At 68.0% G+C, this 14,431-nt stretch carries 19 protein-coding genes and 2 tRNA genes; 15 read left to right on the plus strand and 6 right to left on the minus strand.

The annotated features are described in order from the left end of the window. The first annotated feature begins 9 nt into the window (after window positions 1–9). The 7 genes from AC5Y31_RS08975 (at window position 10) to AC5Y31_RS09005 (ending at window position 5,282) form a co-directional block, all read left to right on the plus strand. Complete coding sequence (locus AC5Y31_RS08975) at window positions 10–354, plus strand: nuclear transport factor 2 family protein (protein ID WP_065024425.1); 345 nt, start codon at window positions 10–12, stop codon at window positions 352–354. A 6-nt stretch (window positions 355–360) separates the two neighbouring features. Then, entirely contained in the window at window positions 361–1,380 is a 1,020-nt protein-coding gene (locus AC5Y31_RS08980) for a phosphotransferase family protein (RefSeq protein WP_499979687.1), read from the plus strand. 3 nt (window positions 1,381–1,383) lie between these two features. Next, on the plus strand, window positions 1,384–2,643 hold the full coding sequence (locus tag AC5Y31_RS08985; protein WP_499979689.1) for an amidohydrolase: 1,260 nt from the start codon (window positions 1,384–1,386) through the stop codon (window positions 2,641–2,643). 79 nt (window positions 2,644–2,722) lie between these two features. Beyond that, the gene (locus AC5Y31_RS08990) at window positions 2,723–3,031 is read left to right on the plus strand and encodes a hypothetical protein (protein WP_064855779.1); all 309 of its coding nucleotides are present in this window, start codon (window positions 2,723–2,725) and stop codon (window positions 3,029–3,031) included. 29 nt (window positions 3,032–3,060) lie between these two features. Beyond that, window positions 3,061–3,816 (plus strand): hypothetical protein, encoded by a 756-nt coding sequence (locus AC5Y31_RS08995; protein ID WP_499979690.1) that lies wholly within the window; start codon window positions 3,061–3,063, stop codon window positions 3,814–3,816. 6 nt (window positions 3,817–3,822) lie between these two features. Continuing rightward, the gene (locus tag AC5Y31_RS09000; RefSeq protein ID WP_499979692.1) at window positions 3,823–4,560 is read left to right on the plus strand and encodes a hypothetical protein; all 738 of its coding nucleotides are present in this window, start codon (window positions 3,823–3,825) and stop codon (window positions 4,558–4,560) included. Continuing rightward, window positions 4,557–5,282 (plus strand): hypothetical protein, encoded by a 726-nt coding sequence (locus AC5Y31_RS09005; RefSeq protein ID WP_499979694.1) that lies wholly within the window; start codon window positions 4,557–4,559, stop codon window positions 5,280–5,282. The genes AC5Y31_RS09000 and AC5Y31_RS09005 overlap by 4 nt, the downstream gene beginning before the upstream one ends. Before the next feature lie 80 nt (window positions 5,283–5,362). Here AC5Y31_RS09005 and AC5Y31_RS09010 read toward each other — a convergent pair. Together AC5Y31_RS09010 and AC5Y31_RS09015 are read right to left on the minus strand one after the other, a co-directional pair. Next, window positions 5,363–5,435, minus strand: a tRNA-Arg gene (locus tag AC5Y31_RS09010). A 40-nt stretch (window positions 5,436–5,475) separates the two neighbouring features. Next, a tRNA-Ser gene (locus AC5Y31_RS09015) sits at window positions 5,476–5,567 on the minus strand. 97 nt (window positions 5,568–5,664) lie between these two features. Between AC5Y31_RS09015 and hisC the strand changes: the two genes are divergently transcribed. Genes hisC through AC5Y31_RS09035 form a run of 4 tightly spaced genes read left to right on the plus strand, consistent with a single transcriptional unit; the run spans window position 5,665 to window position 7,837 of the window. Continuing rightward, window positions 5,665–6,708, plus strand: coding sequence for a histidinol-phosphate transaminase (gene hisC, locus AC5Y31_RS09020; RefSeq protein ID WP_301632809.1), 1,044 nt, complete (start codon window positions 5,665–5,667; stop codon window positions 6,706–6,708). A gap of 11 nt (window positions 6,709–6,719) precedes the next feature. Next, the gene (locus tag AC5Y31_RS09025) at window positions 6,720–7,133 is read left to right on the plus strand and encodes an SRPBCC family protein (protein WP_065024419.1); all 414 of its coding nucleotides are present in this window, start codon (window positions 6,720–6,722) and stop codon (window positions 7,131–7,133) included. Window positions 7,134–7,138: 5 nt separating this feature from the next. Further along, window positions 7,139–7,606, plus strand: coding sequence for a DUF4334 domain-containing protein (locus AC5Y31_RS09030; RefSeq protein ID WP_065024437.1), 468 nt, complete (start codon window positions 7,139–7,141; stop codon window positions 7,604–7,606). Between the two features lie 42 nt (window positions 7,607–7,648). Beyond that, a complete protein-coding gene (locus AC5Y31_RS09035; RefSeq protein ID WP_065024418.1) occupies window positions 7,649–7,837 on the plus strand; it encodes a hypothetical protein in 189 nt (62 codons plus the stop codon). Here AC5Y31_RS09035 and AC5Y31_RS09040 read toward each other — a convergent pair. Both AC5Y31_RS09040 and AC5Y31_RS09045 read right to left on the minus strand, forming a co-directional pair. Continuing rightward, entirely contained in the window at window positions 7,834–8,754 is a 921-nt protein-coding gene (locus AC5Y31_RS09040; RefSeq protein WP_065024417.1) for a TerC family protein, read from the minus strand. The genes AC5Y31_RS09035 and AC5Y31_RS09040 overlap by 4 nt on opposite strands. 56 nt (window positions 8,755–8,810) lie before the next feature. Next, window positions 8,811–9,386, minus strand: coding sequence for a TIGR03086 family metal-binding protein (locus AC5Y31_RS09045; protein WP_499979696.1), 576 nt, complete (start codon window positions 9,384–9,386; stop codon window positions 8,811–8,813). A 22-nt stretch (window positions 9,387–9,408) separates the two neighbouring features. Here AC5Y31_RS09045 and AC5Y31_RS09050 point away from each other — a divergent pair, with 22 nt between their 5' ends. The 4 genes from AC5Y31_RS09050 to lipE are packed head-to-tail and all read left to right on the plus strand — an operon-like array spanning window position 9,409 to window position 12,675. Next, on the plus strand, window positions 9,409–10,233 hold the full coding sequence (locus AC5Y31_RS09050) for a crotonase/enoyl-CoA hydratase family protein (protein WP_065024415.1): 825 nt from the start codon (window positions 9,409–9,411) through the stop codon (window positions 10,231–10,233). Continuing rightward, entirely contained in the window at window positions 10,230–10,556 is a 327-nt protein-coding gene (locus AC5Y31_RS09055; RefSeq protein WP_065024414.1) for a DMT family transporter, read from the plus strand. The genes AC5Y31_RS09050 and AC5Y31_RS09055 overlap by 4 nt, the downstream gene beginning before the upstream one ends. Then, window positions 10,553–11,425 (plus strand): acyl-CoA thioesterase, encoded by an 873-nt coding sequence (locus AC5Y31_RS09060; RefSeq protein ID WP_499979697.1) that lies wholly within the window; start codon window positions 10,553–10,555, stop codon window positions 11,423–11,425. Before AC5Y31_RS09055 ends, AC5Y31_RS09060 begins: the two co-directional genes overlap by 4 nt. A gap of 14 nt (window positions 11,426–11,439) precedes the next feature. Then, a complete protein-coding gene (gene lipE / locus AC5Y31_RS09065) occupies window positions 11,440–12,675 on the plus strand; it encodes a lipase LipE (RefSeq protein ID WP_499979789.1) in 1,236 nt (411 codons plus the stop codon). 192 nt (window positions 12,676–12,867) lie between these two features. Here the strand turns inward: lipE and AC5Y31_RS09070 are convergent, their stop codons facing one another. Both AC5Y31_RS09070 and AC5Y31_RS09075 read right to left on the minus strand, forming a co-directional pair. Further along, the gene (locus AC5Y31_RS09070; protein WP_499979699.1) at window positions 12,868–13,449 is read right to left on the minus strand and encodes a hypothetical protein; all 582 of its coding nucleotides are present in this window, start codon (window positions 13,447–13,449) and stop codon (window positions 12,868–12,870) included. 68 nt (window positions 13,450–13,517) lie between these two features. Continuing rightward, window positions 13,518–14,369: an alpha/beta fold hydrolase gene (locus AC5Y31_RS09075; RefSeq protein ID WP_499979700.1), complete on the minus strand. Its 852-nt coding sequence runs from the start codon at window positions 14,367–14,369 to the stop codon at window positions 13,518–13,520. Window positions 14,370–14,431 lie beyond the last annotated feature (62 nt).

A 14,431-nucleotide genomic window follows, 5' to 3' on the forward strand; every position in this document is an offset into this window, starting at 1 on the left:
GGTCGGCTCATGGCACGCACACCGCAGGAGATCTTCGACCACCACCTTCACGCGCTGGTCGCCCGCAACGTCGACGAGTTGCTCACCGACTACGACGACGATTCGGTGCTGATCACCCCGGCCGGGGTGGCGCAGGGCCTGGCCGGCATTCGGGCCGCGTTCAGCCAGCTGTCCGACGCGCTGGCCTCCGCGGTGTTCGACATCAAGACGCGGACCCACCACGGCGAGATCCTGCTGATCGAGTGGATGCTCGACTCGCCGGGTTTCCAGACCGACGGCGTGGACACCTTCGTGTTCGGCGACGACTCGATCCGGGTGCAGACCATCTCCCAGCTGGTGCGCGCCAAAGACTGACCTGCGATGGACATCGAACCGGTAGCGCAATGGATGTCCGACCGGCGCCTCGGTGAGGGCCCGCTCGAAGACGTCACCGAACTGTCCGGCGGCACCCAGAACATCATGCTGCGGTTCACCCGGGCCGGTCGCAGCTATGTGCTGCGCCGCGGCCCGCTGCACCTGCGTCCCCGCAGCAACGACGTGATGCTGCGCGAGACCCGGGTGCTGGCCGCGCTGGCCGACACCGACGTGCCGCACCCGCGGCTGATCGCGGTCTGCGACGACCCGGCGGTGCTCGGTGACGCGGTGTTCTACCTCATGGAGCCGGTCGAGGGATTCAACGCCGGAGAGGAACTGCCCGCGCTGCACGCCGGCGAGCCGGCGATCCGGCACCAGATGGGCCTGTCAATGGCCGACGCGCTGGCCAAGCTCGGCGCCGTCGACCACGTGGCGGTAGGGCTGGCCGACTACGGCAAGCCGGACGGATTCCTGGAACGCCAAGTGCCGCGCTGGCTTTCGGAGTTGGACTCCTACCGCCAGTTCGAGAACTATCCGGGACCCGACCTGCCCGGCATCGACCAGGTCGCCTCGTGGCTGCAGCGCAACATCCCGGCGTCGTGGCAGCCGGGCATCCTGCACGGCGACTATCACGTGGCCAACGTGATGTTCTCCCGCACCGGGCCGCAGCTGGCGGCGATCCTGGACTGGGAGATGTCGACGATCGGCGATCCGCTGCTGGACCTGGGCTGGCTGCTGGCCACCTGGCGCCAAGACGACGGTTCCAGCGTGTTCAGCCACACCCTGACCGGCATGGACGGACTGGCTTCGACCGGCGAGCTGCTGGAGCGCTACGCCAAGGGCAGCTCCCGCGACCTGTCACAGATCGGCTGGTACACGGTTTTGGCCTGTTTCAAACTGGGCATCGTGATCGAAGGAACGCTGGCCCGCGCGTCGGCGGGCAAGGCGCAGAAGGAAGTCGGCGACCAATTGCACGACGCGGCGGTGTGGCTGTTCCAGCGCGCGCTGACGTTGATGGAGGGCTGAGGAGTGAGCGAACAGCTCGCGGAAGTCGAGGCGATCGTCGCCGACGACACGCCGCGGCTGATCGAGGTGTTCAAGGATCTGCACCGCAACCCCGAGCTGGGGTTCGCCGAGGTGCGCACCGCGCGGATCGTCGCGCAGGCCCTCACCAATCTCGGGTTCACCGTGACGACCGGGATCGGCGGCACCGGGGTGGTGGCGATCCTGGAGCGCGGCCAGGACCCGGTGGTGATGTACCGGGCCGACATGGACGCCCTGGCCGTGCGGGAGGCAACCGGCCTGGACTACGCGAGCACGGCGCGGGTGACCAACGACGACGGCAGCCAGTCGCCGGTGGCGCACGTGTGCGGACACGACGCCCACGTCACCTGGATGCTCGGGATGGCCAAGGTACTCGCGCAGACCACCTGGTCGGGCACCGCGGTGCTGATCGGCCAACCGGCCGAAGAACCGATCTCCGGCGCCCAGGCGATGGTCGACGACGGCCTCTATGCCGTTGCACCGCGGCCGGATTCGTTCGTGGCCATGCACACCGCGCCGGTCCCGGTGGGCATGGTGGCCGCCGCCGGCGGTGAGCGGATGGCCGGTACCGATCAGCTCGAGATCGTGTTCCATGGCGTCGGTGGGCACGGCTCGCTGCCGCAGCTGGCCAAGGACCCGGTGTTGATGGCCGCCCAGGCCGTCGTGGGCTTCCAGAGCATCATCAGCCGCACCATCGCGCCGCACGAGAGTGCGGTGCTCACGGTCGGCTCGGTGCAGGCCGGCTCGACCCACAATGTCATCCCGAACCAAGCCCGGCTGCTGGCGAATCTGCGCTGGTACAACCCGCACGTACGCGAGCAGCTACTCACCGGCATCCGGGCGATCAGCGAGGGCATCGCCCGCAGCGCCGGAATGCCCGACGAGCTGATGCCGGCCATCACGATGGGCGGCGGCTCCACACCGCTGGTTAACGACGCGCAGCTGACCGCCCGGCTGGCCGCTGCCCTGGGCGGCCTGCTCGGCGAGCACAACGTCGTCACCGATCTGCCCGCGGTCACCGCGTCGGAGGATTGCCACCTACTCAAAGGCCCGCACCACGACATCCCGTTGGCCTACCTGATGGTCGGGGTGGCAGACCCGAAGGTCTATTCCGACGCCGCCGCTCGCGGGCAGCTGTTCCCCTATTCCCCGCACTCCCCCGACTACGTGGTCGACCTGGCGGCGATCCCCTTGGGCGTCCGAATCGCCAGCCACGCGATGCTTGAGCTGCTCACCACTTGTTAAGAACAAGAACGCTTTTCGATACCAATCGTAGGGAACGTCCGGTTGTGCAGTCTACGAAGACGAGCTAAGGTTTATTGCTGTGGACGATCGTCACAAAGACCCAACCGTAGTGTTGCCCTACCTCGTCGGCAGGCCGCTCGGAGCGACCGAGGTCTACGAGGCATTCGGTTACCGCAAGTCGGCCTACTACAAGGCGGCACACGAGGGCCGACTGATCAGCGCCGACAATCTGATCCGGGTTGCCAGGTACTTCGGGTTGAACCCCGTCGACCTGCAGGTCCGGTTCGGACTGATCGAGCACGACGCCGTTGCGGAATACCTGGACTCGTCGTCGCGGCCGCTGCGCCTCGGCGACCTGAAGGCGGATCTGGATAAACCGCCTGTCTAAGCGGAGCTTAAAGAAGTACCGTCGACGTCATGACGTCGGTCTTCATCGGCGCCACCGTGCTCGTGGCGCTCTACAGCTTGTGGGTGCGCCGCGATACGTGGTGGTCACGCTGGGAGATCGGCATCACCTCGGCCCTCACCCTGGAGATCTGCGCACTGGTGCTGATGTCGCCGTGGGCGGCCGAAACGCTCGGCCCATTGCTGCACGGTGCCACTCGGATGTGGAACCTGCAGCAGCTGGCCGGCCACATCTGCTTCGTCATCGCGATCGCGGCCAACATCTATCACGTGCTGCGGCGGCTGGCTGACTTCCACCGCATCCGGCCGCTGTTCCGGCGGCAGGTGGAGTTGCCCGTGGCGGTCGGTGTGGTGGCGATGGTGGCGGTGTTCATCACTGCTGACGCGGGCTACCGCCCGGACGGTTTCTCGACACGTGGCGGCGGCGGCGACTGGGCGAGCGCGTACTGGGTGCTGCTCTGCGGGCTGCTGATCTTCCTGTCCGGCTACGCGACCCGGCTGCTGCTGTTGGTGCGGTCGGATCCCCGCGCCAAGGAGACCGTCGAGCTCTACACCGCCTCGTCGGCGTTCGCGTTGGCGGCCTTGGTGGCGCAGGTGAGCACCACCTGGACCAAAACCGACGTGAGCTCGCTGGTCTGGTTGTGCGCGTGCATCTCGGTGGCGATCTTCGCCTACGGCTCGGCCCGCTCGTGGAAAGCGAAGGCGGCATGGTTCGCCTCCGGCCGCCGATCGATCAAGGAGTCCAACCCGCCCCAAGCGCTTTCTTGAGGCGCCATGACGTCGGTACTCATCGTCACCACACTTGCGCTGATCGCGTACAGCTCGTGGATTCGTCGCGACACCTGGTGGTCACGCTGGGAGGCCGCCGCCTCGCTGGCATTGGTGTTGGAAGGCGTTGCGCTGCTGATGATGTCGCCGTGGGGCGCCACCGCGATCGGGCCGATCCTGCGCCGCGGCCTAGGGGTGTGGAACGTGCAGCAGATGCTCGGCCATCTGTGTCTGATCGTGGCCATCACGGCGAACATCTACCACATGCTGGTTCGGCTCGCCGACCCTGAGCAGGTGCGCTCGATCATGCGCCGCCAGCTGATGGTCCCGGTAGGGCTGGGCATCGCGGTGATGGTGCCCTCCTACCTGCTCGCCGACCAGGAGTACCGTCCGGACATGTTCGCCGCCGCACGTGCTGATTCCTGGCTGGTCGTCTACGAACTGGTGGGCTGCGCCGTGGTGCTCTATCTCAGCGCCTACGTCAGCCGGCTGATGCTGACGCTGCGCGAAGACCCGCGGGCCAAATCCACCGTCGACCTCTTCCTGGTGTCGATGAGCTTCGCCGCCGCGGCTTGCCTGATCGTGATCGGCTCGGCATGGGTGGACGGGGTCGATGCCAGTCCTGCGATCTGGCTGTGTATCTGTCTGTCGGTGGGGACCTTCGCCTACGGGTCGGCGCGGTCCTGGGTGGCCAAAGGCGCATGGTTCACCTCCGGGGGCGGCACGGCGATAGGTGCCCAATGACGTCGGTATTCATCGTCGCCACCCTCGCGGTGATCCTCTACAGCCTGTGGGTACGACGCGACACCTGGTGGTCGCGCTGGGAATCCGCCGCCACCTTCGCCATCGCGATGGAGGGCTGTGCACTGGTGCTGCTGTCGCCGTGGGCCGGTGCCGAGCTGAGCCCGTTGCTGTACCGGTGGCTGGGCATGTGGAACGTCCAGCATCTGATCGGCGGGCTTTGCCTGATCGTGGGGGTGATCGCGAACATCTACCACATGCTGGTCCGACTCGCCGATCCCGATCAGGTGCGCCCGCTCATGCGCAAACACCTGCGGCTGCCGTTGGGGGCGGGCGTCCTGGTGCTGCTGGTCAGCTTCGTCAAGATCGAACGGGGCCACGAACCCGACATGTTCGCCGGCCTGACCGGTGACGCGTGGCTGACCGCCTACGAGGTGGCCGCCTGCGGGATCGTGCTCTATCTGAGCGGCTACGTCGGCCGGCTGATGCTGGCTCTGCGCCATGACAAGCGGGCCAGGACGACGGTCTACCTGTATCTGGCGTCGATGCTGCTGACCGTGGTCGCCTGCCTGATCGCGATCGTCTCGATCGGGCTTGGCGGCTACGCCGGGCCGGCGATCTGGGCCTGCATCTGCTTGTCGGTGGCGATCTTCGCCTACGGGCTGGCGCGATCCTGGAAGGCCAAGCAGGCCTGGTTTTCTCCGGGAGCCTCCGCGCGAGGGTGAGCTGGGTTGACTCTGCGTCCACCAGGCGGGTTACTCGCACTTTTGCCTGGTACGCGCAGAGTCAGCGGGAAATTTTCGAGTGCGCCCGAAGGGATTCGAACCCCCAACCTTCTGATCCGTAGTCAGATGCTCTATCCGTTGAGCTACGGGCGCCTGTCTTCAGTTGTACTGCTCGGTCGAGCAAGCTCGGCCGTGGCGGAGGCGAGAGGATTTGAACCTCCGGTCCCCCGTAAAGAGGACAACTCATTAGCAGTGAGTCCCATTCGGCCGCTCTGGCACGCCTCCTCGAACTCGTTGAGGGTACCGGATCGATGCCCCGGCTCCGAAACCGCGGGTTCATGCGGCGGCGAAGCAGGCTGTCGGCGCACATATGCTGTGGTCCGTGACCGCCCGCCTGCGCCCGGAGATCGCCGCATTGCCGGCCTACGTCGAGGGCAAGACGGTGCCGGGCTCGATCAAGCTGGCCAGCAACGAGACGGTGCTGCCGCCGCTGCCCAGCGTCATCCAGGCCGTCGAAGCCGCCCTGGCAGGAACCAACCGCTACCCGGACAACGGCTACGCCGCGCTGCGGTCCCGGCTGGCCGAACATGTCGGATTCGCCCCGGAGCACGTCGCCGCGGGCGCCGGGTCGGTGAGCCTGTGCCAACAGCTCATCCAGATCAGCACCGGTGCGGGCGACGAGGTGGTGTTCGGCTGGCGCAGCTTCGAGATCTATCCGCTGCAGGTGCGCACTGCCGGCGCCGTCCCGGTGCAGGTGCCGTTGCGCGAGCACACCTACGACCTGGACGCGATGCTCGCCGCTATCACCGAACGCACCCGGCTGGTCTTCGTCTGCAACCCCAACAACCCGACCTCCACCGTCGTCGACCCCGACGCGCTGGCCCGGTTCGTCGCCGCGGTCCCGCCCCACATCCTGATCGCCATCGACGAGGCGTACGTGGAATACATCCGCGACGGCATGGTGCCAGACAGCCTGGGGCTGGCCCGCCAGTACCCGAACGTCGTTGTACTGCGGACGTTTTCGAAGGCCTACGGGCTGGCCGGGCTGCGCTTGGGTTATGCGGTCGGCGATCCGGAGATCATCACCGCCCTGGGCAAGGTCTACGTGCCGTTCACGGTGTCCAGCGTGGCGCAGGTCGCCGGGATCGCCTCGATGGACGCCGCCGACGAACTGCTGGCCCGCACCGACGCGGTGGTCGCCGAGCGGGTCCGGGTCTCCGCGGCGCTGCGGGAGGCCGGCTTCGAGCTGCCGGATTCGCAGGCCAACTTCGTCTGGCTGCCGCTGGCCGAGCGCACCGCGGACTTCGTGAGCGCTGCCGCGGGGGCGCGGATCGTGGTGCGCCCGTACGGCACCGACGGGGTCCGGGTGACCATCGGCGCGCCGGAGGAGAACGACGCGCTGTTACGGTTCGCTCAGGCTTACTGAGGAGGAACGCTATGCACGCGACCGCTACCGCCACCGTCGCCGCGCCCGCGGCCCGGGTGTGGGCGGTGCTCTCGGACTACGAGGGCATGTCCGCCTGGGCGCCCGGCCTGCAGATCACGCTGGCCCGGCCCGGCTCCCCCGAGCCCAACGGCGTCGGCGCCCAGCGCCGCATCAAGGCGGTGCCCGGGATGGCGCCCCTGGTGGAGGAGATCGTCGCGTTCGAGCCCGATCAGCGGCTGAGCTACCGGGGCGTGTCGGGCATACCGTTCCGCAACTACCTCGGCGACGTCGTGCTGCGGCCCTCGGGGGCGGGCACCGAGATCAGCTACACCATCAGCGCCGACAACCAGCTGCCCGGAGTGGCCGCGGTGCTGGCGCACGGGCTGCTGTTCGCCCTCAAGCGGGCCGTCAAGAAGGCCGGGTGAACGCGATGAGCGACGAGCAGGCCCGCACCGCGTTCACCGCGTTCAAGGAGCGCACCGGGGAGATCCCCGACGCCGAACTCGACGAGTTCTGGGCGACGCTGCCGCCGGCCACCATCGAGGGCATGATCGGCGAGTGGCGCGGCGGGGAGTTCATCACCGGCCACAAGATGAACGGCCTGCTGGACAAAGCCCGGTGGTTCGGCAAGAGCTTCCGCTCGGCCACCGACGTGCAGCCGCTGGTCTGCCTCGACGAGGACGGCAACAAGTTCTCCAACGTCAAACTCGGCAAGGGCGAGGCCAGCCTGTGGACCGAGGAGTTCCGCGGCGAGATGGTGGCCACCATGGTCTACGACGGCCAGCCCACCCACGACCACTTCAAGCGCGTCGACGACGACACCGTGCTGGGCATCATGAACGGCAAGGGAGTCCTGGATAACGGCCGTTACTTCTACTTCTACCTCGAGCGGGTGTAACGCCACGCTTAAGCGCGGCAGGGGGCGGGAACCCTGCCAGGCATGTCTAACTATCGAGTGCTGGACCCACACGGCGACGTCGTAGCCACCAAAGACATCGCCAGCGCCGAAGACGCCCACGCCTGGTTCGTCGACGTCAAGGCCGACAACTCCGAACTCGGCTGGCGGATGGAGGTCGATCTCGACGGCGAGTGGCGGTTCTTCGACAGCACCGAAGGCGACCGCTCCTAGGCCACCGGGACCGGCTCGGGCTCCTTCTCAGCGGCCGCCTTGGGGTCGCGTGCGCTGCGCAGCGAGGCGATCACGGTGACCACCAGCACGCTGACGATCACCAGCAGCGACGGCCAGGTACCGATCTCGATGACGCCGACGCCGTCTTCGTGCAGCGCGTGCAGGATCAGCTTCACCCCGATGAACCCGAGGATCACCGACAGCCCATAGGACAGGTACACCAGCCGGTCGAGCAGGCCGTCGATCAGGAAGTAGAGCTGCCGCAGGCCCAGCAGGGAGAACGCCGTCGCGGTGAACACGATGTAGGTGTTCTGGGTGAGGCCGAAGATCGCCGGGATCGAGTCGACCGCGAAGACCACATCGGTGCCGGCGATAGCGGTCAGCACCAGCAGCATCGGGTTCTTGACGACTCGTTTCGCCAGCCGGACGACGCCCTGGTGGGCTTGGTGGGACTGTTCGCCGCCGGCGGATTTGAGCATGTTGTGAGCCGTCAGCAGCAGAAGCAGCCCGAAGAAGTAGAAGACCCAGGCGAAGGAGTTGATCAGGGCGGCACCCAGGAAAATGAAGCCGGTCCGGGCGGCCAGGGCAAGGGTGATCCCGAACAGCAGCACCTTCTGCTGGTGTTCGCGGGGCACCTGGAAGCTCGTCATGATGATCAGGAAGACGAACAGGTTGTCCACCGACAGCGCCTTCTCGGTGACGTAGCCGGCGAAGTATTCCGAGCCGGCATCGGCCCCGCCGAAGGCGAACATGCCGAGCCCGAACAGCACCGCGATCCCGACGTAGCCACTGGACCAGATCGCGGCTTCCTTCAGCGTCGGCACGTGCGGCCGGCGGACGTGAAAGACGTAGTCGAAAACGACCAGTGCGACCAGGCCGACGACCGTCAGCCCCCATACCCAACCGGTAATGTCCATGTGTCACCCACCGTAGGCGGTCTGGGCGAAGCCGGACTGACGCGCAGGTTGCGAGGTTATGACCGCCCGGTGAATGCGATCAACCGCTGCAGGGCCGGTGCACTGCCGGCGACCTCGACGGGCTGGTCGAATCCCGCCCTGACCCGGCCCTCCGGCGTGATGATCGCCTGCGCCAGGCCCAGCACGTACTCGGCCAGCGGCTCGGCCACCTGCACCGTGCGGCCGGTCGCCGTCGCGTAGTCCCAGGCGTGCACCAGGAATTCGACCGCCAGGATGCCCGCCACCATCGTCGCCGGAAGCTCGTTGGGGCCGATCGTGACGGTGCCGTCCAGGCCGCGGCCGTGCCAGGCGTCCAAGGCCGGCCGGGCCGCGGCGATGACCTGCCGTTCCGGCGTCTCAGTGGCGTCGCGGTCCGGGACTTCTGCCCCCGCCGCGCCCCCGAGCATGGTGATGGAGCCCAGCAGATGCTCGGTCAACTGCGCGACGTCGAATTCCGAGCACGGCGTCTGGTTGGACAATTCGTCGCTGCTGATGTGGTGCAGCACCTGCGCCAGCACCGCAAGGGCGGCTTCGGCTCCGGCCAGCTCATCGCTGGGGGGCGCGTCGGGACCGGGTCGCAGATCGGAAGGCATGCGCCCAGGTTACGGTCTGGGTATGACCGATTCGTATGAAGCCGTCACCGTCGAGATCAAAGACCACGTCGCCCAGGTGACGCTGATCGGACCGGGCAAGGGCAATGCGATGGGCCCGGCGTTCTGGTCGGAGCTGCCGGAGGTGTTCGCCACCCTGGACGCCGACCGCGAGGTGCGGGCGATCGTGCTGACCGGATCCGGCAAGAACTTCAGCTACGGGCTGGATCTGGCCGCGATGGGCGGGACGATGACGCCGATGCTGGCCGAGGGGGCGTTGGCCCGGCCGCGGGCGGACTTCCACCGCGAACTGCAACGCATGCAGGGCGCGATCACCGCGGTCGCCGACTGCCGCACCCCGACGATCGCGGCGATCCAGGGCTGGTGCATCGGCGGTGGGGTGGACCTGATCTCGGCGGTCGACATCCGCTACGCCTCGGCCGACGCCAAGTTCAGCGTGCGCGAGGTCAAGCTGGCCATCGTCGCCGACGTCGGCAGCCTGGCCCGGCTGCCGCTGATCCTGTCCGACGGGCACCTGCGCGAGTTGGCGCTGACCGGTAAAGACATCGACGCCGCCCGGGCGGAGAAGATCGGCCTGGTCAACGACGTCTATGCAGACGCCGATGCCTGCCTGGCCGCCGCGCACGCCACCGCGGCCGAGATCGCGGCCAACCCGCCGCTGACCGTGGCCGGTGTCAAGGACGTGCTCGACGAGCAGCGCACCGACCGGGTGGCGGCCAGCCTGCGCTACGTCGCCGCCTGGAACTCGGCGTTTCTGGCGTCCAAGGACCTCATGGAGGGCATCGGCGCCATCATGGGCAAGCGCAAGCCCGAGTTCACCGGAGAATGACGGCCTGGCTACTGCTGTTCGGGGCGATCGGGTTCGAGGTCGCCGGGACACTGTCATTGCGGGCCTCGGACGGCTTGAGCCGGTGGCCGTGGGCGATTCCGGTGGCCGTCGGCTATCTGGTGTCGTTCGTGTTGCTGGCGCTGGTGTTGAAGCGCGGTATGCCGGTGGGCGTGGCCTACGGGGTCTGGGCGGGTGTCGGGGTGGCGCTGACCGCGGCACTGGCCCGGCTGCTGTTCGCCGACCCGTTCACCCCGGTGATGGCCGGCGGCGTGGTGCTGATCGGGGCCGGTGTGTACCTGCTGGAGCACGGAGCGCACGCGTGACGTCGCATCGGCAACCGACCCTGGCCGACATCGTCGCCACCCTCGACGTCGACCGGGTCGACGATGAGCACTTTCTCGCCACCCAGCTCGACAACCCGCAGCACCACATCGTCGGCGGGCACATCGCCGGGCAGGCGCTGATGGCCGCCAGCCGCACCGCCCCCGGCCGGGTGCCGCACAGCCTGCACGTCTACTACGTGCGCGCCGGCGACGCCCGCCGCCCGGTCGATCTGCATGTGGACGTGGCCCGCGACGGGGGGACTTTGTCGACGCGGCAGGTCACCGCCCGCCAGGACGGCGAGATCCTGCTGGAGGTGTTGTCGTCGTTCAGTGCGCCCGTCGACGCGCCCGAATATCAGCAGCCGATACCTGATGTGCCCGAACCTGATTCGCTGGCCCCGGTGCAGCAGCAGCTGGCGGACTACGCCGACGAGCTGGGTGGCTACTGGGTGCAGCCACATCCGTTCGACCAGCGCTACATCGACCCGCATCCCCGTCTGGCGCTGGACCGCGGCGAGCCGTCGCCGCGACTCCGGTTGTGGTGGAAGCCTGCTGGCGAGGTGCCTGCGGATCCCGCGATGCACAGCGCCCTGTTGACCTACCTGTCCGGCACCAAGATGGTCGAGGCGGCGGTGGCCATGCGCCGGGCCACCCAGGCCAGCGTGTTCAATGCGCTGATCGACCATGCGCTGTGGTTCCAGCGGCCCGTCGACCTCTCGGATTGGGTGCTGTCGGACCAGTTCTCGCCCAGCGGCATCGCCGGGCGCGGCCTGACCACCTCGACGATGTACAACCGGGCGGGACAGCTGGTCTGTGTGGCGACCCAGGAACTGTACTTCGGCCGCGGCGAGGGCAGGCAGCGGCAGTGAAGATACCCGAGATCTTGACACCCGACGGGCGGATCCGGCTTCCGGCCGACCTGGAGGCGGTGACGGCGGTCGGCGAGGAAGAGGCTGGGTCTCTCGATCCCGCTGCGGTGGAACGGATCTGGCAGGCCGCGCGGCACTGGTATGCCGCCGGCATGCACCCGGCGATCCAGCTGTGCCTGCGCCACAACGGCCGCGTCGTGCTCAACCGCGCGATCGGGCACAGTTGGGGCAACGCCCCCACCGATCCGGTCGACGCCGAGAAGGTGGCCGTGACCACCGACACCCCGTTCTGCGCGTACTCGACGGCCAAGGCGATCACCTCCACCGTGGTGCACATGCTCGTCGAGCGCGGCTGCTTCTCGCTCGACGACCGGGTGGCCGACTATCTACCCGGGTACGGGCGGCATGGCAAGGGCCGCACCACGATCCGTCAGGTGCTGACGCACAGCGCCGGGGTGCCGTTCGCCACCGGACCCCGGCCGGATGTGACGCGGGTCGACGACAGCGAGTACACCCGGGCGCAACTGGCGAACCTGCGCGCGATCTACCCGCCGGGCTGGGCGCACATGTACCACGCACTGACCTGGGGCCCGCTGGTTCGCGAGATCGTCTCGGCGGCCACCGGGCGGCAGCTCCGGGAGATTCTGGCATCGGAGATCCTCGACCCGCTGGGCTTCCGCTGGACGAATTTCGGTGTGGCCCAAGATGATGTCGCGCTGGTGGCGCCCAGCCACGCCACCGGCCGCCCGCTGCCCGGGCCGGTTGCTGCGGTGTTCCGCCGGGCGATCGGCGGCACCATGCACGAGATCATCCCGTTCACCAACACCCCGCTGTATCTGACCAGCGTCATCCCGTCGTCGAACACCATCTCGACGGCCTTCGAGTTGTCCAGATTTGCCGAGATCTGGCGCCGCGGCGGTGAACTCGACGGCGTGCGGGTGGTCTCGCCGGAGACGATGGCCGCGGCGACGGCGCAGTGCCGGCGGCTGCGTCCGGACGTGGCGACCGGGTTGGTGCCGCTGCGCTGGGGCACCGGCTACATGCTGGGCTCGGAGCGGTTCGGCCCGTTCGGCCGCGGTGCGCCGTCGGCGTTCGGGCACCTGGGCCTGGTCAATGTCGCGATCTGGGCGGATCCGGCGCGGGGGCTGGCGGCCGGGCTGATCTCCAGCGGCAAGCCCGGGCGTGATCCGGAGGCCAAGCGCTACAGCGCGCTGATGGACCGGATCGCCGCCGAGATCCCCCGGTCGTAACGTCGGCCTCAAACGCCACAATCGCCACCGCGGCCGACCATGTGGTGTTGTGCCCGCCTCTGAGCGACAAGCCGCGTTATGTCAAGCGGATTGGGCGCGTGCGCCCTCGGCTCGCGTCCGTTGTCGCGCAGAGGCGGGCACAACACCCGGTCCTCGACTCCAGTGACCAACGGGACGTTTGGGGCAAGTCGGTCAGGTGAGCACGTCCCCCCGGGCCGGAGCGATGCCGCACGCCGACGCGAACTGCTGCGGGGTGAGCCCGTCGACGGAGTTCATGTCGCAGCGCCCGAACGGCGGGCAGCCCTCGGGCAGGCCGCCGCCGTAGCCCTGGCCGTCGGTGTACTGGTGGGCCACCTTGCCCGGATACGGCGGGTTGGACCCGTAGGCGGCGATGATCAGCCGGATGCCGGCGGGTTTGACCGGCCGCATCCGATTGAGGTCGCCGACGTTGCCGTAGCGGGATGATCCTCGCCGGGTTGCCGCACCAGCCGGCCAGATCCCAGTACAGCCGGTTGATCGGGTCGGACTGGTACCGCCGGGGTTGCCGCCGGATTCGACGTCGAGCATCAGCGCCACCCGCGGGTGCAGGCCGGCGCTGGCGGCGAACATGGACTTGACCGTCGCCGCGTTGGAGGCCCAGGTCGCCGGCCGCACATAGGTATAGACGATCCCAAACGTCAGCCGCCCGTCGTCGAGTGCGGTGCGCATCCACGCGTAGTTGCGAACGAAGTTGTGGTCCCGGTAGGTCCCGTCGCAGACCCGGATCGACAGCACCCGATATGGGTACGAATCATTTACCGGCACTTGGAATTCAGAAACGTCAGCGAAGAGAGTGTTGGGTATCACGCGTCGGTGGTGTGCTTTCCGAAGTGTGCTATCAGCAGGTCGGTCAGGGCTTCCGGCGCCTCGTCGGGGATCCAGTGGCTGACCCCTTCGAGGGTACGCAATTCCCAAGGGCCGCTGACGAATCGCCGCGACAATTCATGACCCTTGCGGCCGACGGCGGTATCGCCGTCACTCCACACCTGCAGGGTGGGCACGCTAACCTTGCGCCGCAGGGCGGACGGCTGGGTCAACGGCATGGCCCGGTACCAGTTCAGCGCCGTTCTGGCGCTGCCGAGCCGATGGAGGTCGGCCATATCCCTGGCCGCGTTCGCCGGTGTCTGTCCCGTGCTGCGGAGACTGCGCTGGAAGAAGCCGGACTGGTTGCGCATCAACAATTCCGGCAGCCAGGGCAGCTGGAAGAAGAGCATGTACCAGGATTTGAGGGCCTGGGCGCTGCTGAACATCGAGTAGATGAAGGCCAGCGGATGCGGAACCGACACCGCGGTCAGGGTCTTGACCAGGTCGGGGCGTTCAGCCGCCAGTCCCCAGGCGATTACAGCTCCCCAGTCGTGGCCGACGAGGTGCACCGGTCCGGCACCGGCGGATTCGATCAGGGCGGCGGCGTCGGCGACCAATTCGGACACCCGGTAGTCGCGGCGCCGTGACGGCGCGGCTCCGGGGGTGTAGCCGCGTTGATCCGGCGCCAAGGTCCGAAACCCTTGGCGGTGCAGCAATTCGGCCACCGCTGTCCAGGACGCCGAGGTCTGCGGGAAGCCGTGCAGCAACACGACCGGGGTCCCGTCCCGCGGCCCGGTATCCCTGACTTCGAAGGTCAGTCCCTGCCGCTCGAAGCTGCTCAGCCTGGGCATGTCGCCATCCTAGCCACCGCACACGACGCCGAACCGGAACCGGCATGACGGCACACCCACGC

The organism is Mycobacterium sp. NGS18 (genome assembly GCF_059813185.1).